At 65.0% G+C, this 18,608-nt stretch carries 24 protein-coding genes, 3 tRNA genes and 1 other RNA gene; 12 read left to right on the forward strand and 16 right to left on the reverse strand.

The genetic code is table 11. The features are described from left to right. Nucleotide 1 precedes the first annotated feature (1 nt). A complete protein-coding gene (locus tag BLR19_RS02140) occupies nt 2-226 on the reverse strand; it encodes a ribbon-helix-helix domain-containing protein (RefSeq protein WP_039243685.1) in 225 nt (74 codons plus the stop codon). After that, the gene (locus tag BLR19_RS02145; protein WP_091749045.1) at nt 223-630 is read right to left on the reverse strand and encodes a YbaY family lipoprotein; all 408 of its coding nucleotides are present in this window, start codon (nt 628-630) and stop codon (nt 223-225) included. Before BLR19_RS02145 ends, BLR19_RS02140 begins: the two co-directional genes overlap by 4 nt. A 106-nt stretch (nt 631-736) precedes the next feature. Between BLR19_RS02145 and BLR19_RS02150 the strand changes: the two genes are divergently transcribed. Further along, a complete protein-coding gene (locus BLR19_RS02150; RefSeq protein ID WP_091746668.1) occupies nt 737-1,621 on the forward strand; it encodes a DMT family transporter in 885 nt (294 codons plus the stop codon). Between the two features lie 4 nt (nt 1,622-1,625). Here the strand turns inward: BLR19_RS02150 and BLR19_RS02155 are convergent, their stop codons facing one another. Continuing rightward, nucleotides 1,626-1,814 carry a DUF4169 family protein gene (locus tag BLR19_RS02155; protein ID WP_091746671.1) on the reverse strand — a complete coding sequence of 63 codons (189 nt, stop codon included), beginning with the start codon at nt 1,812-1,814 and terminating at the stop codon, nt 1,626-1,628. Nucleotides 1,815-1,816: 2 nt separating this feature from the next. Beyond that, nucleotides 1,817-3,052 (reverse strand): patatin-like phospholipase family protein, encoded by a 1,236-nt coding sequence (locus tag BLR19_RS02160; RefSeq protein WP_255366376.1) that lies wholly within the window; start codon nt 3,050-3,052, stop codon nt 1,817-1,819. Between the two features lie 174 nt (nt 3,053-3,226). On the opposite strand from BLR19_RS02160, the gene BLR19_RS02165 reads away from it, so the two are divergent. Then, nucleotides 3,227-3,466, forward strand: coding sequence for a DUF2171 domain-containing protein (locus tag BLR19_RS02165; protein WP_039243689.1), 240 nt, complete (start codon nt 3,227-3,229; stop codon nt 3,464-3,466). Between the two features lie 96 nt (nt 3,467-3,562). Beyond that, nucleotides 3,563-3,949, forward strand: coding sequence for a YccF domain-containing protein (locus tag BLR19_RS02170; RefSeq protein WP_055753744.1), 387 nt, complete (start codon nt 3,563-3,565; stop codon nt 3,947-3,949). Between the two features lie 63 nt (nt 3,950-4,012). On the opposite strand, the gene fumC is transcribed toward BLR19_RS02170, so the two are convergent. Next, entirely contained in the window at nt 4,013-5,404 is a 1,392-nt protein-coding gene (fumC, locus tag BLR19_RS02175) for a class II fumarate hydratase (protein ID WP_091746677.1), read from the reverse strand. 61 nt (nt 5,405-5,465) lie between these two features. Between fumC and BLR19_RS02180 the strand changes: the two genes are divergently transcribed. Continuing rightward, the gene (locus tag BLR19_RS02180) at nt 5,466-6,119 is read left to right on the forward strand and encodes a peptidylprolyl isomerase (protein ID WP_218119301.1); all 654 of its coding nucleotides are present in this window, start codon (nt 5,466-5,468) and stop codon (nt 6,117-6,119) included. Then, entirely contained in the window at nt 6,095-6,475 is a 381-nt protein-coding gene (locus tag BLR19_RS02185; protein WP_255366499.1) for a RusA family crossover junction endodeoxyribonuclease, read from the forward strand. Before BLR19_RS02180 ends, BLR19_RS02185 begins: the two co-directional genes overlap by 25 nt. Nucleotides 6,476-6,481: 6 nt before the next feature. Here the strand turns inward: BLR19_RS02185 and BLR19_RS02190 are convergent, their stop codons facing one another. The 3 genes from BLR19_RS02190 to miaA form a co-directional block, all read right to left on the reverse strand. Then, the gene (locus tag BLR19_RS02190; RefSeq protein WP_066551436.1) at nt 6,482-6,955 is read right to left on the reverse strand and encodes an SspB family protein; all 474 of its coding nucleotides are present in this window, start codon (nt 6,953-6,955) and stop codon (nt 6,482-6,484) included. Nucleotides 6,956-7,066: 111 nt separating this feature from the next. Then, nucleotides 7,067-7,436, reverse strand: a transfer-messenger RNA (tmRNA) gene (gene ssrA / locus BLR19_RS02195). A 10-nt stretch (nt 7,437-7,446) separates the two neighbouring features. After that, nucleotides 7,447-8,367: a tRNA (adenosine(37)-N6)-dimethylallyltransferase MiaA gene (gene miaA / locus BLR19_RS02200; protein WP_091746681.1), complete on the reverse strand. Its 921-nt coding sequence runs from the start codon at nt 8,365-8,367 to the stop codon at nt 7,447-7,449. A 26-nt stretch (nt 8,368-8,393) separates the two neighbouring features. Here miaA and BLR19_RS02205 point away from each other — a divergent pair, with 26 nt between their 5' ends. Next, nucleotides 8,394-9,461 (forward strand): Mrp/NBP35 family ATP-binding protein, encoded by a 1,068-nt coding sequence (locus BLR19_RS02205; RefSeq protein WP_091746684.1) that lies wholly within the window; start codon nt 8,394-8,396, stop codon nt 9,459-9,461. 76 nt (nt 9,462-9,537) lie between these two features. Then, the gene (locus BLR19_RS02210; RefSeq protein WP_091746687.1) at nt 9,538-10,635 is read left to right on the forward strand and encodes an NADH:flavin oxidoreductase; all 1,098 of its coding nucleotides are present in this window, start codon (nt 9,538-9,540) and stop codon (nt 10,633-10,635) included. Between the two features lie 19 nt (nt 10,636-10,654). On the opposite strand, the gene BLR19_RS02215 is transcribed toward BLR19_RS02210, so the two are convergent. The 6 genes from BLR19_RS02215 to BLR19_RS02240 all read right to left on the reverse strand — a co-directional run bounded on the left by BLR19_RS02215 (nt 10,655) and on the right by BLR19_RS02240 (nt 14,154). After that, the gene (locus BLR19_RS02215; protein ID WP_039243695.1) at nt 10,655-10,975 is read right to left on the reverse strand and encodes a YbjQ family protein; all 321 of its coding nucleotides are present in this window, start codon (nt 10,973-10,975) and stop codon (nt 10,655-10,657) included. A 9-nt stretch (nt 10,976-10,984) separates the two neighbouring features. Beyond that, nucleotides 10,985-11,512: a dihydrofolate reductase gene (locus BLR19_RS02220; RefSeq protein WP_091746689.1), complete on the reverse strand. Its 528-nt coding sequence runs from the start codon at nt 11,510-11,512 to the stop codon at nt 10,985-10,987. Beyond that, nucleotides 11,509-11,808: a nucleoside triphosphate pyrophosphohydrolase family protein gene (locus BLR19_RS02225; RefSeq protein WP_091746692.1), complete on the reverse strand. Its 300-nt coding sequence runs from the start codon at nt 11,806-11,808 to the stop codon at nt 11,509-11,511. Before BLR19_RS02225 ends, BLR19_RS02220 begins: the two co-directional genes overlap by 4 nt. A gap of 4 nt (nt 11,809-11,812) precedes the next feature. Next, on the reverse strand, nt 11,813-12,667 hold the full coding sequence (locus BLR19_RS02230) for an alpha/beta hydrolase family protein (RefSeq protein WP_091746694.1): 855 nt from the start codon (nt 12,665-12,667) through the stop codon (nt 11,813-11,815). Between the two features lie 11 nt (nt 12,668-12,678). Further along, nucleotides 12,679-13,536, reverse strand: coding sequence for a thymidylate synthase (locus tag BLR19_RS02235; RefSeq protein ID WP_091746696.1), 858 nt, complete (start codon nt 13,534-13,536; stop codon nt 12,679-12,681). Between the two features lie 75 nt (nt 13,537-13,611). Beyond that, complete coding sequence (locus BLR19_RS02240; protein ID WP_091746699.1) at nt 13,612-14,154, reverse strand: DUF924 family protein; 543 nt, start codon at nt 14,152-14,154, stop codon at nt 13,612-13,614. A 22-nt stretch (nt 14,155-14,176) separates the two neighbouring features. Between BLR19_RS02240 and ilvC the strand changes: the two genes are divergently transcribed. Then, a complete protein-coding gene (gene ilvC, locus BLR19_RS02245; RefSeq protein ID WP_369818840.1) occupies nt 14,177-15,187 on the forward strand; it encodes a ketol-acid reductoisomerase in 1,011 nt (336 codons plus the stop codon). A 60-nt stretch (nt 15,188-15,247) separates the two neighbouring features. Here the strand turns inward: ilvC and BLR19_RS02250 are convergent. After that, nucleotides 15,248-15,324 (reverse strand) — tRNA-Pro (locus tag BLR19_RS02250). Nucleotides 15,325-15,525: 201 nt separating this feature from the next. On the opposite strand from BLR19_RS02250, the gene BLR19_RS02255 reads away from it, so the two are divergent. The 4 genes from BLR19_RS02255 (at nt 15,526) to BLR19_RS02270 (ending at nt 16,805) form a co-directional block, all read left to right on the forward strand. Then, nucleotides 15,526-15,599 (forward strand) — tRNA-Gln (locus tag BLR19_RS02255). Nucleotides 15,600-15,724: 125 nt separating this feature from the next. Further along, nucleotides 15,725-16,240: a Dps family protein gene (locus tag BLR19_RS02260; protein ID WP_246845984.1), complete on the forward strand. Its 516-nt coding sequence runs from the start codon at nt 15,725-15,727 to the stop codon at nt 16,238-16,240. A gap of 68 nt (nt 16,241-16,308) precedes the next feature. Further along, nucleotides 16,309-16,671 carry a hypothetical protein gene (locus BLR19_RS02265; protein WP_255366378.1) on the forward strand — a complete coding sequence of 121 codons (363 nt, stop codon included), beginning with the start codon at nt 16,309-16,311 and terminating at the stop codon, nt 16,669-16,671. 49 nt (nt 16,672-16,720) lie between these two features. Then, nucleotides 16,721-16,805: transfer RNA gene (locus BLR19_RS02270), tRNA-Leu, on the forward strand. A 121-nt stretch (nt 16,806-16,926) separates the two neighbouring features. Here BLR19_RS02270 and BLR19_RS02275 read toward each other — a convergent pair. Continuing rightward, nucleotides 16,927-18,501, reverse strand: a complete 1,575-nt coding sequence (locus BLR19_RS02275; RefSeq protein WP_091746709.1) for an amino acid permease — start codon at nt 18,499-18,501, stop codon at nt 16,927-16,929. Nucleotides 18,502-18,608: the final 107 nt, after the last annotated feature.

The raw sequence follows: 18,608 nt of genomic DNA on the forward strand, positions 1-18,608 counted from the left end.
CTCACGTTTGACGTCCATGATCCGCCACCCAGTCCAGCGCCAGCAGGCGACAGGCGGAGGCGAGGGGACGTCGGCCGCGACCGGCGTCGATTTCAGCCAGAAGCTGAGCCTTGCTGAGGCTGCGGGCAGCCGCGATTCGGTCCAGCACGGCCCAGAACTCCGGCTCCAGCGCCACCGAGGTGGCATGGCCGGCGAGCGCAACCGAACGTTTGGTAAGGCTGCTCAACGCGCGGACTTCAGCACGATCTCGGCCGAGGCCGGCGCGCCGTTCGTCAGGATCGCGTGGCGCGTGTCGGTGACAAAGACCAGGGCGCCGGCCGCGTCGCGGATCTCGGCGCGCGCGGCATAGGTGTGGCGCGGATCGATCTGAGACGTGGGAAAGCCCAAGGTGACGCGATAGGGCGGGGCGCCGGTCAGCGGCTCTCGTGTTTCGGCGAGAACCTTGGCGGGCGCGTCGGCCAGACTGACATCCTCAATCCTGACGGTCAGGACATGGCCGGGCGGCAGCGTGATACGTTCGCGATAGGTGGCGGTCACGTTCACCACCGTCGTTCCGGTCGTCACGTCCGGCGTGGCGGCGCAGGCCGCCAGGACCAGGGCGGCGGGCAGGATGAGGGGTGCGTTTCGCATGGCGATCTCCTTCGCGGCGCCCAGTGTGTCACAGTCAGGCGCAAGACGTGAGGGCGCCTGGCGCCAGAGCGTGTTATGCGGGCCGTCCACCGCCGGAGGTCAACCCTTGAGCCGCCCCTTTGCGATCGTCGCGATCGCCATCTGCGCCCTGATCTGGGGCACGACCTGGTACGCGATCACCCTGCAGCTGGGGCCGGTTGATTCCATCGTCTCCATCGTCTGGCGATTTGGTCTGGCGTCGGCGGTCCTGTTCGCCTTCTGCGCCGTGACGCGCCGGCCGCTGCATCTGACGCGCAGCCAGCATCTGGCCGCCATCGGCCAGGGCGCCTTCGTCTTCGCGGTCAGCTATGGCTTCGTCTATGCGGCGGAGGGGCAGGTGGCTTCGGCCGTGGTCGCGGTGATCTTCGCCGCTCTGGCCTTTGTGAACCTGATCCTGTTTCGGCTGCTGGGCGGACAGAAGGCGGCGCCAGCGGCGTGGATCGGCGCCGTACTGGGCGTCATGGGCGTCGGGGTCCTGTCCTATGGCCAGATCACGGCGGCGGGCGCCGGCCTCAATCCGGGGCTGGGCGTCATCTTCGCCCTGACCGCTGTACTGGCTTCGGCGCTCGGCAACTGGTTCGCCTGGAAGGGGCAGCAGGCGGGCGCACCGGTGATGGCCGCCACCTCCTGGGCGATGGCCTATGGCACAGCCATGTTGGCGCTTTATGGCATGGCGACCGGCGTGACGTGGCGGATCGAGCCGACGCCGGACTATGTCCTGTCGCTGCTCTATCTCTCGCTGTTCGGGTCGGTGATCGCGTTCGGCTTGTACTTCACCATCGCGCGCCAACGCGGCTATGCCCTGGCAAGCTACATCTCGGCTCTGACGCCGCCCATCGCCATGCTGGTGTCGGTGCTGTTCGAGGGCGCGCGTTTCGGCTGGAGCGCCCTGATCGGCCTGGCGCTTGTGCTGGCGGGGCAGATCATGCTGATCCGCGCGCCCAAGGCCTGAGCCGTCAGTCGTCGGATTTCGGCTCCAGCTTCCGACCGTCCAACTGCTTCTCAGCGCGTTGACGCTCAAGAGCGGACAGGGTCTTCTCGGCCTTGGAGCGTCCATGGGCCAAGCGGTTGGCGGCGGCCAACGCCTTGGCTTCGGCCTTGGCGTGGGTCTTTCGCGCTCGGTTCAGATTGATGATCTCGCCCATGCCTACGCCTTGGGCTTTTCGGCGGGGGGCGCATCGGCCGGCGGGTTGGCCGATGGCTCGGGCGCCAGCACAGCCGGCACCTGAGACTCCGAGATCGTCGTCTGGGGGATGAAGGGCTGGTCCGCCGGGCGCTCGCCCAGCCGGGTCCAGGCATCGGCGCCGCGTCCGCGCTGACGCCCCAGTTCGAACATGGCCGTCATGGTCTCCTGATCGAACTTCAGGCTGGAGGCAGCGACATTGTCTGGAATGGCCGACAGGGCCATGTCCAGCCCATTGCGCCGCGCGAACGCCGCCGTCACCGCCAAGTGGATGCGCAGCGACGACTTGCTCATGCTGTCATAGGTCCGCGCCAGGATCCCCGACAGGCGGCCGGGCGTAACGCCGTCGTTGCGGCCGACCTGGCCGTTGACGATCACATAGAGGGCGCCGACGCGGCCTTCGTCCTTTGGGCGGGTCCAGAGCATCAGGTCTTCAGGAATAGCCAGGAACGGCGTGTTGACGCCGCCATCGACGTGCATTTCCAGAACCACCTTGTCGTCGTCCTGAAGCCCGGCGATCAGCACAGGAGGAAAGACGCCGGGAATGCTGGCTGAGGCGACCAGCACCTCCTTGAACAGTTCGCGGGCGTTCTCGTCGCCCTGGGTCGCCAAAAGGCCCATGTCCCAAATGACGGTTTCCTCGCTGTCCAGATCGGTCGTCGCCACCAGCAGGCGTCTGCCCTTGGCGTGCTCGCGCGCGACGGCCTGCATCAGTTCGGGGGTGACGTTCTCGTCCACCAGATTGCGCAGGACCTGTGACGAGAACAGGCTCGGGTTCAGGAAGGCGGCGAAACTGCGCCAGCTCAGCAAATTGCTGGCGGCGCCGCTGGTGTAGGCGTGCTGAAGTTCGTCGTCCCAATCCGATCCAAGAAAGGCGAACGGAGCGGCAAGGGCCCCGGTGCTGACGCCGGTGACCACTTCGAACGCGGGGCGATCGCCCTGTTCGGTCCAACCGACCAGAAGCCCGGCGCCGTAGGCCCCGTTTGCGCCGCCGCCAGACAGCGCCAGGATCGACGTCGGTTTGTCGGGCCGAAGTCGCTGACCGATTTCCTGGGTGAAGGCCTGCAGGCGCGCGTTGTCGCTGGCGCGGATGCGAGGGTCTTCCGCCTTGACGAGCGTGCCGTCGGTGATCCGGAGGGGGCCGGTCGGGCGATCCAGCGTTCCACACGCCGACAAGGCCAGGGCCATGAGGACGCCCAACAGGCCTGATCCAATCCGCCGCATATCTTGAGTTCCGGTTCCGTGTGAACGCCGGCTTCTACCGCGTCCTTGGCAATCCTGTCATCAAGGCGATGAACAAGCGTCGCCGTTTGAAACCGTCGCAGGCCGGGTGTGTTCTCATCGACAGGACAAACCAAACTGCTGGAGATACACATGGTTGACGTTTCGCTCATCAAGGAACACCTCGAAGTCGTAGGCTCGGACGGCGGTCACGTGGGCCGGGTCGATCACGTCCTGGGCGACCAGATCGAGCTGGCGAAGCTGGATTTTGCCGGCGGCTTCAAGCACCACATGATCCCGGTCAGCTGGGTCGAACGGGTTGACGACAAGCACGTCCATCTGAGCCTGACCCAAGACGACGCCAAGGCGCGCTGGACCGAGAAGCCGCACTGAGGCCGATCTGACGCCGATTTAATGAAGGCCCCGCTGCACAAGCGGGGCCTTTTGCTTATCTGAGATACGTCGCATTGGGCGACATTGGAGCCTGTGTTGATGCGCCTGATCCTGAATATCCTCTGGCTCATCTTCGGCGGCTGGATTTCCGGCCTTCTGTGGCTGCTGGGCGGCGCGATCCTGGCGCTGACCGTCGTCGGCCTGCCGTGGACGTTCGCGGCGTGGCGCATCGCCAGCTATTCGTTCTGTCCCTTCGGCCGCGAGATCGTGTGGCAGGACACGCATCCCGTCGCAGGCTGTGTCGGCGTCGTGTTGAACGTCGTCTGGTTCGTCGTGGCCGGCTGGTACATCGCCCTGACGCATTTGATCATCGCCGTGGCGGAGTTCGTCTCCATCATCGGCATTCCGTTCGCGCTGAAGGATCTTGAGTTGGCCAAGCTGGCGCTGGCGCCGGTCGGACGCACCATCCGCGACAAGACCTGACCCAAACGAAAACGCCGACGTCAGACGACGTCGGCGTTTCAAAAATCTCGTCCTTGGGTGGGATCAGCCCGGCGAGATCATCTTCTCCGGCCGCACGGCTTCATCGAACTCCGCGTCCGTCAGATAGCCGCCGCCGACGGCCTCTTCGCGCAGGGTGGTGCCGTTCTTGTGCGCGGTCTTGGCGATCTTGGCGCACAGATCATAGCCCAGCTTGCCGTTCAGAGCGGTGACCAGCATCAGCGAGTTGTTCAGGCCGCGCGCAATATTGTCCTCGCGCGCCTCGATGCCGACCACGCAGTTGTCAGTGAAGCTGATCGCCGCGTCGGCGACCAAGCGCACCGACTGCAGGAAGTTGTAGGCCATCACGGGGTTGTAGACGTTCAGTTCGAAATGGCCTTGCGACCCGGCGAAGGTCAGGGCGGCGTTGTTGCCGAACACCTGGACGCAGACCTGGGTCAGGGCTTCGCATTGCGTCGGATTGACCTTACCCGGCATGATCGACGAGCCCGGCTCGTTTTCCGGCAGCGCCAGTTCGCCCAGACCCGAACGCGGGCCGGAACCCAGGAAGCGGATGTCGTTGGCGATCTTGAACAGGCTGGCGGCGACTGTGTTGATGGCGCCGTGGCTGAAGACCATGGCGTCGTGGGCGGCCAGGGCCTCGAACTTGTTCGGGGCCGTGGTGAAGGGCAGGCCGGTGATCTCGGCGATCTGGGCCGCAACCTTCTCGGCGAAGCCGATGGGCGCGTTCAGACCGGTGCCGACGGCGGTGCCGCCCTGCGCCAGTTCCATCAGGGCCGGCAGCGTCTGTTCGATGCGCTTGATGCCGTTCTCGACCTGTTGCGCATAGCCGCCGAACTCCTGGCCCAGGGTCAGGGGGGTGGCGTCCTGGGTATGGGTGCGGCCGATCTTGATGATGTGGCCCCAGGCCTTGGCCTTGGCGTCCAGCGCGGCGTGCAGATGTTTCAAGGCCGGGATCAGGTCGTTGACCACCTGTTCGGCGCAGGCGACGTGCATGGCCGTGGGATAGGTGTCGTTGGACGACTGGCTCATATTGACGTGGTCGTTGGGGTGGACCGGCTTTTTGGAGCCCATCTCGCCGCCCAGAATCTCGATCGCGCGATTCGAGATCACCTCATTGGCGTTCATGTTCGATTGGGTGCCCGAACCCGTCTGCCAGACCACCAGCGGGAAGTGGTCGTTCAGCTTGCCTTCGATAACCTCATTGGCGGCCTTGATGATGGCGTCGGCCAGGGCCGGATCCAGCTTGCCCAAGTCGCGGTTTGTCTCGGCGGCCGCACGCTTGACGATGCCCAGGGCGCGCACGACCGGCAGGGGCTGCTTCTCCCAACCGATCTTGAAGTTGCCCAGCGACCGCTGCGCCTGAGCGCCCCAGTAGCGGTCGGCGGCGACTTCGATCGGGCCGAAGGTGTCGGTCTCTGTGCGGACGTTGCTCATGCGCGTAAATCTCGTCTCTCAGGCGTGGCGATGGGTTGCGCGGCGGTGTAGCACGAGAGCCATGCAGGGCAAGAAGAGCGCGGATATGAGACGAGGGCTGATCGCCGTGGCGGCGCTGTCGGCGCTGGCGGGCTGCGCGACTGTTCAGCCCGAACCCACAATGCCCCACGTTGCGCTCGACACGACAGCCGGCATGATTGTGCTGGCGCTGGATGCAGCCGCTGCGCCGATCACGACATGCAACTTCATCGGCTACGTCGTGACGGGTGATTATGATGGGGGCACGGTCTTCAGAACCGTCAGCCGCGAAACCAATACCGCCAGCCGCTATCCCATCGACGTGATCCAGGCGGCGACGCCACGCGGCAGCGACGACGCCTCGCGGCCGCCGATCATTCTCGAACGGACACGAGACACTGGCCTGCGTCATACGGCCGGCGCGGTGTCCATGGCGCGGGACGGACCGGACAGCGCTACATCCAGTTTCTTCATCGTCACACAAGATACGCCGAGCCTGGACTTTGGCGGAGGGCGGAATCCTGACGGTCAGGGCTTTGCCGCATTCGGCGCTGTGGTCGAAGGGCTGGATGTCGCGCGCAGAATCCAGCGGATGCCCGCGAATTCTGAGGAGCAGCTTACGCCGCCCGTAACGATCCGCTCTGCGCGCTTGCTGGATGCTGCGCCCGCCGTCTGCATAAAGGCGATGCAACAGTGACCGCCGGCTGGATCGGGACCGGCAAGGTCAGGGCGCGCGAGGATGGCGATGCGGTCGAGATCGTCATCGACGGCCTGACGACCCAGGCCAAATACTACAAGCCGCTGGTCTATGAGTTCATGCGCAAGGAATGGCGCGGAGCCAGACCATCGTGGGGCGACCATGTCGTCGAAATCCGCATGGAGCATGTCGGCGAGCCGCCCTGGATGGACCTCGACAATCTGGCCAAGGCCTTGCTCGATTCTATCAAAGGCTATCTGTTTCACGACGACGCCCAGGTCGCGCGGCTGCTGGTCGAAAGACGCGAGGGCGAAAGAGAGCGGATCCTGATCCGCTCCTATCCGCGCAAGGACTGACGGCGGCTATTTCTTGCGGAACTGGTCCAGCGAAACGACCTTGGGGCCGTCCGAAATCGGCGGCATGTCCTGGGGCGGGGTCGGCTCGTCTTCGACTTCGTCCAAAAGCTGCGGGTCTTCGAACTGCAGCAGAAATTGGACGCTGGGATCGTAGAAGCGCGTGATCGCGGAATAGGGGATGACCAGGCTCTTGGGCATGCCGCCGAAGCGCAGCTTGACCGAGAAACGCTCAGACTCGACGCGCAGGTCGTCATACTGGTGCTGCAGAACGACCGTCATCTCTTCCGGATATTTCGCCAGAATGTCAGGGGCCACGCTGACGCCGACGGCGCGTGTCTTGAAGGTGATGTAGAAGTGGTGGGCGCCGGGCAGTCCGTCGGCCAGCACGCGTTCCAACGCGGCGCGCATGACGCCGCGCAGGGCTTCCTGCGCCAGCTGTTCGTACCGCATCTCATCGACCGGAGGGGCCTGGTCGCTCATCGTCACCTCACATCAGAGCGCGACTGATAGCGGCGCAGGGCCGTAGGCGAAAGGTGTCATGAAGGTAAAGCGCCGGGATTCTGGCGCCAGGCTCCCGATCATCTTTTGGAAAGTGCCGGGGGTTCTGTTGCCAGGCCCCCCGACGGGCCCCGCCCAGGGATCTGAACCCCTAGGACTTAAGATTCGAAATCACTCGAACCGCATTACGCGGCGAGAGCGACTTCTCCAGCGAAGTTATCGTTCGCAGTTAGAAAATGGCCCGATACGGTGGGCCAGGACGAGCGAAAGCAATCCTCTTTACACGTCCGTCGATGCTAGTCGGCCCCATGCTGCCTCCGCCGATAACGCGGGGAGAAAGTTGGTGGAGCCGCCGGGAATCGCACCCGGGTCCGGTCCGCTTATTACAAGCGCGTTTATCGCTATAGTCCGGCCGAAACCGGACCAGACGAATATAGGCGCAGCCGTGAGGCATTCCAAGCGCCGGATTGCACTCAGGCGCGGCTCCACTCCGGCGTCTGGTTTCGGAACCACGTCAACTGACGTTTGGCGTAGTTGCGGGTAGCTTGTTTAAGGGCGGCGATCGCGTCGTCGCGGGCCAGATCGCCGGACAGGTAGGCGGCCAGTTCTCTGACCCCGACCGCCTTCATGGCGGGCAGGGCGGGGTTCAAGCCACGGTCCAAGAGGGCTTGGACTTCGTATATCGCTCCCTGATCAATCATCAGGTCAACGCGCTGGTCGCAGTTTGCATAGAGTTGCTGGCGCTCAGGCTCCCTGACCCATCCGGTCCATGAATCCGGCGCCAACAAGGGCTGAGTGTCGGCCTTCCAAGCGCTCAGCGCGCGGCCGCTGGCGATGAAGACGCTCATGGCTCGCACCAGTCGCTGGCGGTCTCCCTGTTCGATGGCCTGCGCCGCCTCGGGATCGATCTGGGCCAGGCGCTGGCGGAAAGCTGACTCGCCGAGCGCCTTGTAGTCGGCATCCATCTGATCGCGCACCGCGTTTGGCACCGCCGGAATATCGGCCAGGCCGCGTGTCAGGCTGGTGAAATAGAGGCCGGTCCCGCCCACCAGAATGGCAGGGCGGTGTTGATCGCGGAGATCTTGGAGCAACGCCATCACGGCGCGGCTCCAGCGTCCGACGGACCAGGCGTCCGCCGCGTCGGCGACGCCATACAGTCGATGATCGGCCTGGGCTTCATCTTCAACCGACGGGCGGGCCGTCAGGATGCGCAGGTCGGCGTAAAGCTGCTGGCTGTCGGCATTGATGATCACCGCGCCTGTTTCGCGCGCCATCTTCAACGCCAGCGCCGATTTGCCCGAGGCGGTCGGGCCGGCGATCAGGGTGATTGGTGGCGACTGGGACAAATCGTGGCTCGCGGGATGGGTTCGACGGCGATAGAACGTGCGCATCATCGCCTGCAAGTCTTCTGGAGACCGCCTTGGTCGAACGCACCGCCGTCATCGCCGCCCTCGACGCCGTCATCGATCCGGTGTCCGGCCAGGGTCTGGTCGCCGCCGGTCTGGTTCAGGGTCTGGTCGTGGCTGAGGATCGCGCGGGGTTTGCTCTGGAAGTCGATCGCAGCCAGGCGGCCGCCTACGCGCCGGTTCGTGACAAAGCGGAGGCTGCGCTGAAGGCCATTCCCGGCATGGCGCGCGTCTCGGTCATTCTGACCGCCGAGACCCAGCCTACTGCTGCGCCGCGCACGGCGGGCCTGTCAAAGGCGGCGGTCGATCAGGGCCGCGCCAAGGCGCCCGTCCCGACCGATCGTCCGGCCCATGTCCGTCGCGTCCTGGCCGTCGCCAGCGGCAAGGGCGGGGTGGGCAAGTCCACCGTCGCCGTAAACTTGGCCGCTGCGCTTTCGGCGCGCGGGCTTTCGGTCGGCATTCTTGACGCCGACGTGTATGGGCCGTCGCTGCCGACCATGCTGGGCATCAGCGGTCAGCCCGCCTACGAGGACGGCGCCATCGTGCCGCACGTCGCCCACGGGCTGAAGGCTATGTCGGTTGGCCTTTTGACCAAGATGGACGACGCCATGATCTGGCGTGGACCGATGGCGTCGCAGGCCATCACGCAGATGCTGACACAGACGCGTTGGGGAACGGCTGATGCGCCGCTGGACGTGCTGGTGGTCGATCTGCCGCCGGGCACGGGCGACGTCCAACTGACCCTGACCCAAAAGACGCCGCTGGATGGGGCGGTGATCGTGTCGACGCCGCAGGAAGTCGCTCTGGCCGATGCGCGACGTGCCCACACCTTGTTCCAGCGCGTCAATGTCCCGACGTTTGGCCTGATCGAGAACATGAGCGGGCCAGTCTTTGGTGAAGGCGGAGCCAAAGCCGAGGCCGAGCGCTTATCCATCCCGTTTTTGGGCGCCTTGCCGCTGGACGCCGCCTTCCGAGAGGGCGGCGATGCCGGACGACCGCCTGTCGCAACCGATCCGCAGGGTGCTATCGCCGGCCGCTTCGCCGAAATAGCCGCGCGCGTCTCGGCGGCGCTCGGGATTTAGAAAAAGCGGAGGCAAGGGGTTTTCAAACGCAACCCTGTTCGCCACCTTGGGTGCTACAGATACCCAAGGAGATACGATGAGCCTCGACGCCCTGTTCAGCCCTTTCGCGATCAAGGGGCTGACGCTGCCCAACCGCATCGTCATGGCGCCCATGACGCGGTCCTTCTCGCCGAACGGCGTCCCGACCTCCGACGTCGCCGCCTATTATCGCCGTCGCGCCGAGGGCGGGGTGGGCCTGATCGTGACCGAAGGCACGGTCGTCGAGCGTCCGGCGGCGCGCAACGACGCCAATGTTCCGGTTTTCCACGGCGAAGCGCTGCCGGAATGGAAGTCCGTGGTGCAAGAGGTTCATGCCGCCGGCGGTCTGATCGCGCCGCAGATCTGGCACGTGGGCTCGGCGCGCGGACGCGGCGATGACTGGGCGCCGCTGGGCAAGGTGGACAGCCCGTCGGGCATGACCATGCCGGGCAAGACCAAGCTGGAGCCGATGACGGAGGAAGATGTCGCCGACACCATCGCCGCTTTCGGCCGGTCGGGCCGCGCGGCTCGCGACCTCGGCTTCGACGCCGTCGAAATCCACGGCGCCCATGGCTATCTCATCGACCAGTTCTTCTGGGGCGGCCTGAATGCGCGCGAGGACAGCTGGGGCGGACCGACCATCGCGGATCGCGCCCGCTTCGGCGCCGAGGTCGTGAAAGCGGTGCGTGAAGGCGTCGGCGACGACATTCCCGTCATCCTGCGCCTGTCGCAGTGGAAGCTTCAGGATTACACGGCCCGCATCGCCGAGACGCCGGAACAGATGGTCGAGTGGCTGACTCCGTTGTCGGACGCTGGCGTCGATGTCTTCCACTGCTCTCAGCGCCGCTTCTGGGAGCCGGAATTCGAAGGCTCGGACCTGAACTTCGCCGGCTGGACCAAGAAGTTGATAGGCAAGCCCACGATCACCGTCGGGTCCGTCGGCCTGGACGGCGAGTTCATCGCGGCCTTCGGCGGCGAGGGTTCAAAGCCCGCCTCGCTGGACGGTCTGCTGCGCCGTCTGGAGAACGAGGAGTTCGACCTGGTCGCCGTCGGCCGCGCACTGCTGGCCGATCCTCAGTGGGTCGCCAAGATCCGCGACGGTCGTGAAGACGAGCTGCGCAACTTCGAGCGTTCCGACCTGATGACTCTGTCCTGATCGGGAAACGTCGAGCCGGTCATGCCGGCTCGACGATCACGCCCGTGCCGTAGCACAGCACCTCGGTCACGCCCGGCATGATCTCCGTCGCGTCATAGCGGACGGCCAGGATGGCGTTGGCGCCGTGGGCTTGGGCGTGTTTGACCAGTTCGTCATAGGCTTCCTGACGCCCGGCCTCAGCAAGCTTCACATAGGCGCCGACGCGGCCGCCCAGCATCGACTGGACCCCGCCGATGGCGTCGGAGATGGCGTTGCGCGAGCGCACCGTGACACCGCGCACCAGGCCGATGTGGCGGGTGACGCGAAAGCCGGGCAGGTCGTTGGTCGTGGTGACGTACATCTGTTTCTCCTAGCGCCGTTCAAGAATGCGGAAGGTGAAGGCGTGGTCGTCCTTCTCGCCCGCCGGGTGCGATTCTGACGATACCTCGACCCAGGCGGTTTCGTCGAATGATGGAAAAACGGCGTCGCCTTCGGGAGAGGCCTCGACCTCGGTGACGTACAGTCGCCTCGCGCGGGGCAGGGACGCCTCGAACAGGGCGGTGCCGCCGATGATGCAGATCTCCTCGACGCCATCGTCCTCGGCGGTCTCGCGCCCGATCTCGATGGCTTCGTCCAGGGTGGCGCAGACCAGCGCGCCCTTCGACATGCCGTCGCTTTCGTAGGACTCGTCACGCGTCAGCACGATGTTCAGCCGACCGGGCAGAGGCTTCAACGGCAGGCTCTCCCAAGTCTTGCGGCCCATCAGGCAGGGCTTGCCCACGGTGATGGCCTTGAACCTTTGCAGGTCCGAGCGCAGCCGCCAGGGCAGGTCGCCGTCGCGACCGATGACGCCATTGCGTCCACGCGCGACGACCAGGGCGATAAGAGGAACGGTCATACATTCGGCTCCAGCCACTTCAGCCATTTGCGCTGCATGGCCTGATCCAGATCGACACCCGCCCGCGCGCAGTAGATCAGCAGCATCCCCAGCACATCCGCCGCCTCGTCACCCAGCGCCTGGCTGTCGGGCGCGCCTCTCGCTCGGCTGGTCAGACGCAGGTGCTCGGCGGTCAATTCGCCAAGCTCTTCCTGCAGTTTGAGCAAGGCCCAGTCGCGGTCGCGGTCGATATCGTGTTCGGCGGCATAGATGTCGGAGATGCGAAGCACCGACGCGGTCAGATGGCGCAAATCCATCCGTTCAGCGGCGCTCGACGCTGACGCCGTCTGCGGCGAAGGCCTCAAGACGCGATCGGGCATCGGCGTCGTTCAGCGCATAGGCGTCGAGGAAATCCTCCGTCGCCCGGATGATCTGATCAAACTGCTCGCCTTGGGCCGTCCCCGGCAGCTGGTGGTCTGCACCCGCGAAGATCATGAGAGTTTTGTCGCCGGCCGGACTATTGTCGAACGGCGCGCGATGATCGCGCCAATCGCTGACGAAGCCGGGCACCAGATCCTGATCGCCGGTGATCACCAACAGCGGACGGTCAAGCGTGCGGTAGCTGTCGGAGGTGACGAGGCCGGGGATGGAGCCGGCCGAGGAAAAGGCGATCACGCCTTTTACCGCCGGGTCGCCTGCGGGGCCCGCCGCCGTGACGGCGCCGCCCTCGATCACGGACATCAGAGAGCCAAACGAATGCCCCGCCACGATCAGCGGTTTGTCCGAATGCGCATGGGCGGCGATGCCGCGTGCGACGCCCAGGTCGATCAGCCTGGTCGAGAAGGCGGCGCGATTGTCATATTTCTCATGTTCGGGATGGCGCAGGGAATCGACGTGCAGCGGTGCGATTACCGTGAAACCATGCGCCGCCCAGGCTGACAGAATGCGAGCATAGGCCGTCGGTGAGCCGTTATAGCCGTGGCTGAACACCACCACGCCGCGTTCGATCGGAGCGGTCCAGATGCTGATCGGTATGGCCCGACCGTCCGGCGCCGGCACCCTGATTTGTACCGGTGTGATCTCTGCGGCTTCAACGGCGGATGAGATCGGCTGGGCGATCGCCGACGTTGCCGGCGTCGCGAGCAGAATGAGACCAAGAGAGAAGGCGCGGATCATCGTGAAGGACCTTAAACGGCGACGGCGGCCTTGATGTGCGGCCAGGCTTCGTAGCCTTCGAGGGTGAAGTCCGAGAGGTCGAAGGCGAACAGGTCTGTCTTGGGCGCGATCTGCATGACGGGCGGGGGCAGGGGTTCGCGTGTCAGCTGAAGCTCGGCCTGTTCGAGATGGTTCAGATACAGGTGGGCGTCGCCGAAGGTGTGGACGAAGTCGCCCGGCTCCAACCCGACGATCTGGGCCAGCATCATCGTCAGCAAGGCGTAGGAGGCGATGTTGAACGGCACGCCCAGGAAGACATCGGCGCTGCGTTGATACAGCTGGCAGCTGAGCTTTCCGTCGGCGACGAAGAACTGAAACAGGCAGTGGCAGGGCGGCAGGGCCATGTCGTCGACGTCGGCTGGGTTCCAGGCGGTGACGATGTGGCGGCGGCTGTTCGGATTGGTCTTTAGTCCGTGAACCAGCTTCTCGATCTGGTCGATGATGCGGCCGTCCGGCGCGGCCCAGGACCGCCATTGCTTGCCATAGACCGGACCCAGCTCGCCCTCGGCGTCGGCCCATTCGTCCCAGATGCGGACGCCGTTGTCCTTCAGATAGGCGATATTGGTCTCGCCGCGCAGGAACCACAGCAGTTCGACGATGATCGACCGCAGATGCAGCTTCTTGGTCGTCAGGACCGGGAAACCCTTCGACAGATCGAACCGCATCTGCCGGCCGAAGACGCCAAGCGTTCCGGTGCCGGTGCGATCGTCGCGGCGGACGCCGTTGTCGAGGATGTCGCGCAGCAGGTTCAGATACTGCCGCTCGGGATGATCGGCCGGCGCCGCGGCGATGCGAGCCTGAAGTTCAGCGATGGCGACCTGAGCGTTCATGGCGTCAGCTTCCACCCGAATCAGTCTTTCGCCAATGAACCGTCGGTGATCACGATCGGATCGTTGTGGATCGAATCAACCCCCGAAGCCGCCTTCGTCGAGAAAGGCCTGTTCTTCAGGCGTGGTCTGGCGGCCCAGCGCGGCGTTGCGGTGTGGGAAGCGGCCGAAGCGGACGATGATGTCGCGGTGCAGCTTGCCCCATTTCTCCAACTCTTCGTCGCCGGCGACCAAGGCCATGTAGCGGTCCTGATCCTCGATCCGTTCGGAATGTTCGAAGGGCAGGAGCAAGAAGTTCTTTAGCGCCGGCTCGATCGCCAGATGCAGATCGCGCGCCACGGCCTGGTTTGCAAACATCAGGGCGAGCGGGTCGGTGGCGAACTGATGCGCCGTGCCGCGAAAACTGTTTCGGGGATACTGGTCCAGCAGGATCAGCAGCGCCAAGGCGCCCCGGGCCGTGTCCATCCAGCCGTCCCGTTCGCGGCGTGCGGCGGCCCAATGCAGGGCGCGGCCCCGGTTACGGAAGTCGGTGTCGAACGCCTCGTCCTTGGCGAACCACTTTTCGGGTCCAGCTTCTTTCCAGAAGGCGACGACGTCGGATGGGGCTATGAAGGCGGTCATGACCCAGACCCTACCCAATCCGCTGCCTGTCTTCCATGACCGCGACTGCGACCTTTCGATCATCCGCGGCAAGCGCGTGGCCATGATCGGTTACGGCAGCCAGGGCCGCACCCATGCGCTGAACCTGCGCGATTCGGGCGTGGTCGATATCGTGGTGGGTCTGAAGTCCGGCTCCAAGACGCGAGACCTGGCGCGCGCCGACGGGTTCGAGGTGATGACGGCCGCGCAGGCCGCGTCGGGCGCCGACGTGGTCGCCGTCATGACGTCAGACGAGGCGCACCGCGATCTGTGGCGCGACGAACTGGAGCCGAACGTGCGGCTGGGCGCGGCCTTGGTCTTCGCCCACGGCCTGTCGGTGCGATTCGGCCTGGTCGAACCGCGCGCGGATCTGGACGTCATCCTGGCCTCGCCCAAGGGGATCGGGCCGCGCATCCGCGATCTGTACGAAGCCGGAGAGGGGGTCTTCTGCCTGTTTGGCGTACAGCAGGACGGCACAGGCGGCGCGCATGCGCTGGGCCTGTCCTATGCGGCGGCGCTTGGCTGCGGGCGCAAGGGCATTCTGGAAACGACGATGCGCGACGAGTGCGAGAGCGACCTGTTCGGCGAACAGGTGGTTCTGTGCGGCGGCATCGCCGAACTGATCGACGCGGCCTTCATGAAGCTGGTCGACGCCGGCTATCCGCCCGAGGTGGCGTGGTTCGAATGTTTCTATGAAACCAAGCTGGTGACCGACCTGATGTACGAACGGGGCATCGCCGGCGCCTTCGCCAAGATTTCGAACACGGCGGAATACGGCGCCTATCTGACCGGACCGCGCGTCATCGGAGCCGAGTCTCGCCAGGCGATGGATCAGGTGCTGGCCGAGGTGCAGGGCGGGGCGTTCGTGCGGCGACTGATGGCCGATTATGACGCGGGCTCGCCCGATCTGACCGCGCGCCGAAAGGCGCTGGGCTCTAGGACCATCGAGTCGGTCGGAGCGCATCTGAATGCGGTGGCGCGCCAGGCGATGGAGAGCGCGGCGAACGACGACTGACGCGGCTATGGCAGCGGGCGAAGACCCGCTGTCGCATCGTCGATTTTTCTGAGGAGAAGATGGTCGGAGTGAGAGGATTCGAACCTCCGACCCCTGCGTCCCGAACGCAGTGCTCTACCAGGCTGAGCCACACTCCGACCGTGGGGGCTGGCCTGGCGGCGTCGCCCCGAAGTGAGGACGCGGCTTATAGCCATGGGTTCGATAGGCCGCAAGCGCCCATTTCGACCCATCTTCACGGTAAGCGAAAATAGTCCTGAAAGAGGGTGTTGCATCCCAAAACGGCTTGGCGTATCTGACCGCCTCCGCCGCACAGAGTGCTTCGGAAACGCCGGTCCTGCTGGGGAATGGTGTAATGGTAACACTACGGTTTTTGGTACCGTCATTCTAGGTTCGAGTCCTAGTTCCCCAGCCATCCGCCGACAAAGGTCGGCGCCGCCGAACCACTTCACAGCTTCAGCATTATCATCTGCGCCAGGGCTTCCGTCCGGATGCCCGGCGACCTAGCTTGACCGCAGACTGCTGCTGAGGAGAACGATGATGGCCACCGCCAAAGAAAAGCGCCTGGCGCCCCTGAAGACGCCGACGAGCCTGTCGGAGGAGGCGACCCAGAGCATTTCCGCCGCTCTGACCGGCCTTCTCGCCGATACGTTCGCTCTCTACATCAAGACAAAGAATTTCCACTGGCACGTCTCGGGTCCGCATTTTCGGGACTATCATCTGATGCTGGACGAGCAGTCGGCGGAAATCCTGGCCATGACCGATCCCATGGCCGAGCGGGCGCGCAAGATCGGCGGGACCACGCTGCGCTCCATCGGTCAGATCGCCAAGGAATCACGCATCGCCGACAACGATGCCGATTACGTCGATCCGCTGGATATGCTGGCCGAGCTTCGCGACGATAACGGCGAACTGATCGGCCGGATGCGCGAGGTGCATGACCTGTGCGACGAGCATAACGACGTCGCCACCGCCAGCTTGCTCGAGAACTGGATCGACGAGAGCGAGAAGCGCGTCTGGTTCCTGTTTGAATCGGGTCGTCGCGGCAACGGCTGAGGAACCGCAGCGCTTGCGCCGTCTTATGTATCGTCGATAGTCGATTACGGACGGCGCAGGAGAGGCGTGTGAAGCAGGGTGCGGTGATCTGCGGTTTGGCGATCGTGGGGGTGTTGGCGGCCTCGCCCGCTTCAGCCGATATGTCCAAGGCGTTCGGGAATACGATCGTGTCCCATTATCCGAACGGCCAGTGGGTCCGGCACTATTTCGAGCCGGATGGACGCTACACTTCGCAGTTTTCCGACGGGCGACGTGTGGCGGCCCGCTGGTCGGCCGAGGGCGACAAGATCTGTCTGTCCGGCTTCAGCCCGCGCCAAATCCTGCCACGCTTCTGCAGCCGGATGGTCGAGGCAGATGTCGGCGACAGCTGGCGCGCCCGCGATCCCCTGGGACGCTCCATCCGCAACGAACTGGTCGCGGGACGGCGCTGAGGCCTTGCCCTGAGCGGCGTCACCCTCTAGACGCGACCGCCTACCCGATGCGGATGTGGCGGAACTGGTAGACGCACTGGATTTAGGTTCCAGCGCCGAGAGGCGTGGAGGTTCGAGTCCTCTCATCCGCACCAAGACAAAAAAGGCCCCGGAGCAATCCGGGGCCTTTCTTTATTCCTGGCCTATCGGCCCCGCGGGCTAATTGAGGCCGATAGCTGGGCCTGCCGCGATTGGTGCGACAGGCCCGGTTTGGTCTTAGCGGATCGGCGGCACTGGCGGCGGGGGAACGTCGCCATCCGTTTCGTGAACCTCGACCACGCCGCGACCCAAGTGGCTCTTGCGGTAGCCGTAGGCGAAGTAGATCAGCAGGCCGATGCCACCCCAGATCGGCAGCACCATCTTGGCGTCGTGCGGCAGGTTCCAGAACAGGAAGGCGCAGCCGAACGCCGACAGGGGCGCGAACACCCAGATCAGCGGCGTGCGGAACGGGCGCCGGCGGTTCGGATCCTTGACCCGCAGCACCAGCACCGCGATCGACACCATGAAGAAGGCGAACAGGGTGCCCGAGTTCGAGATGTCGGCCAGCTGACCGACCGGGAACAGGGCGCCGGCAATGGCGACCGCGATGCCGGTGGCGGCGGTCACGATGTAGGGCGTCTTCCACTTGGGGTGGATCTTGGTCAGGCCTTCCGGCAGCAGGCCGTCGCGCGCCATCACGAAGAAGATGCGGGTCTGACCGAAGATCATCATCAGGATGACCGACGGCAGGGCCAGGAGGGCGGCGGTGCCCAGGGCGTTGCCGATCTGGGGGTGACCGACGACGCGCAGAACGTGGGCCAGGGCCTCGTTGGAGCAGACCAGCATTTCGGCGTTGGCGGGCAGGGCGCAGGCGGCCACGAAGGCGGGCGAGCCCGGCTGTACCGCTTCACCGGCGGCACCCAGAACCGGCTGGGCGCCGATAGCGCCGGCGGCGCCGAGCGCGACCAACAGATAGAAGATCGTGCAGATGGCCAGCGAGCCGATCAGGCCGATGGGCACGTTACGCTGCGGATTCTTGGTTTCTTCGGCCGCGGTCGAAACGGCGTCAAAGCCGACATAGGCGAAGAAGATCGAGGCCGCGGCGCCGACGATGCCCATCCCCGAATACTGGCCGAACAGGCCATTGGGGGCGAACGGCGACAGGTTGGCGGACTTGATGACGGGCAGGGTGATGACGATGAAGACCGTCAGGGCGATGACCTTGATCGCGACCAGGATCGCATTTACCCGGGCCGATTCCGTGGTGCCGACCATCAGCAGGCCGGTCACCAGCAGGGCCACGACGATGGCGGGGATGTTGACGATCCCGGCGCTGAAATCAGGCGTGGGGATGAAGCCGTTCATCGACCAGGTCGGCCCGGCGGATAGAAGATCAGGAAAGTCGAATCCGAGCCCCTGTTCTATCAGCCCGAGCACATAACCCGACCAACCGACCGACACGGCCGAGGCCGCCACGGCGTATTCCAGGATCAGCGCCCAGCCGACCGTCCAGGCCAGCAGTTCGCCCATCACGGCGTAGGTGTAGGTGTAGGCCGAGCCCGAAACCGGCGCCATCGACGCCAATTCGGAGTAGCAGAGCGCCGCGACCGCGCAGACCGCGCCGGCGATGACGAAGCTGATCATCATGCCCGGTCCGGCCTTTTGGGCGGCCGAAGCAGTCAGGACGAAGATCCCGGTGCCGATGATGGCCCCGATCCCCAGAAGCGTCAGTTGAATAGGACCAAGCGACCGGTGAAGCGACTTCTTCTCGGCCGTGGCAAGGATCGCGTCGAGCGACTTAACGCGCCACATAAAATACCCCCACGTTTTGATGCAGCCCCTCGGCTGCTTGGGGCGGACGCTAGCGACGGATGAGGCGGCGCGCAACGCGCATGACGGGGTGGTTAAGGCGCGACGAC

This window comes from Brevundimonas sp. 374 (assembly GCF_900102995.1).
Taxonomy (GTDB): Bacteria; Pseudomonadota; Alphaproteobacteria; order Caulobacterales; family Caulobacteraceae; genus Brevundimonas; species Brevundimonas vesicularis_C.

Bases quoted from the DNA above. Each gene is read 5' to 3' on its own strand.
- fumC (WP_091746677.1), bottom strand. From the start codon at position 5,404: ATGAGCAACGTCCGCACAGAGACCGACACCTTCGGCCCGATCGAAGTC.
- BLR19_RS02260 (WP_246845984.1), top strand. From the start codon at position 15,725: ATGGCCACCGCCAAAGAAAAGCGCCTGGCGCCCCTGAAGACGCCGACG.
- BLR19_RS02275 (WP_091746709.1), bottom strand. From the start codon at position 18,501: ATGTGGCGCGTTAAGTCGCTCGACGCGATCCTTGCCACGGCCGAGAAG.
- BLR19_RS02180 (WP_218119301.1), top strand. From the start codon at position 5,466: ATGCAGGGCAAGAAGAGCGCGGATATGAGACGAGGGCTGATCGCCGTG.
- miaA (WP_091746681.1), bottom strand. From the start codon at position 8,367: ATGATGCGCACGTTCTATCGCCGTCGAACCCATCCCGCGAGCCACGAT.
- BLR19_RS02215 (WP_039243695.1), bottom strand. From the start codon at position 10,975: ATGTACGTCACCACGACCAACGACCTGCCCGGCTTTCGCGTCACCCGC.
- BLR19_RS02190 (WP_066551436.1), bottom strand. From the start codon at position 6,955: ATGAGCGACCAGGCCCCTCCGGTCGATGAGATGCGGTACGAACAGCTG.
- BLR19_RS02235 (WP_091746696.1), bottom strand. From the start codon at position 13,536: ATGAACGCTCAGGTCGCCATCGCTGAACTTCAGGCTCGCATCGCCGCG.
- BLR19_RS02210 (WP_091746687.1), top strand. From the start codon at position 9,538: ATGAGCCTCGACGCCCTGTTCAGCCCTTTCGCGATCAAGGGGCTGACG.
- BLR19_RS02230 (WP_091746694.1), bottom strand. From the start codon at position 12,667: ATGATCCGCGCCTTCTCTCTTGGTCTCATTCTGCTCGCGACGCCGGCA.
- BLR19_RS02155 (WP_091746671.1), bottom strand. From the start codon at position 1,814: ATGGGCGAGATCATCAATCTGAACCGAGCGCGAAAGACCCACGCCAAG.
- BLR19_RS02240 (WP_091746699.1), bottom strand. From the start codon at position 14,154: ATGACCGCCTTCATAGCCCCATCCGACGTCGTCGCCTTCTGGAAAGAA.
- BLR19_RS02165 (WP_039243689.1), top strand. From the start codon at position 3,227: ATGGTTGACGTTTCGCTCATCAAGGAACACCTCGAAGTCGTAGGCTCG.
- BLR19_RS02145 (WP_091749045.1), bottom strand. From the start codon at position 630: ATGCGAAACGCACCCCTCATCCTGCCCGCCGCCCTGGTCCTGGCGGCC.
- BLR19_RS02225 (WP_091746692.1), bottom strand. From the start codon at position 11,808: ATGGATTTGCGCCATCTGACCGCGTCGGTGCTTCGCATCTCCGACATC.
- BLR19_RS02220 (WP_091746689.1), bottom strand. From the start codon at position 11,512: ATGACCGTTCCTCTTATCGCCCTGGTCGTCGCGCGTGGACGCAATGGC.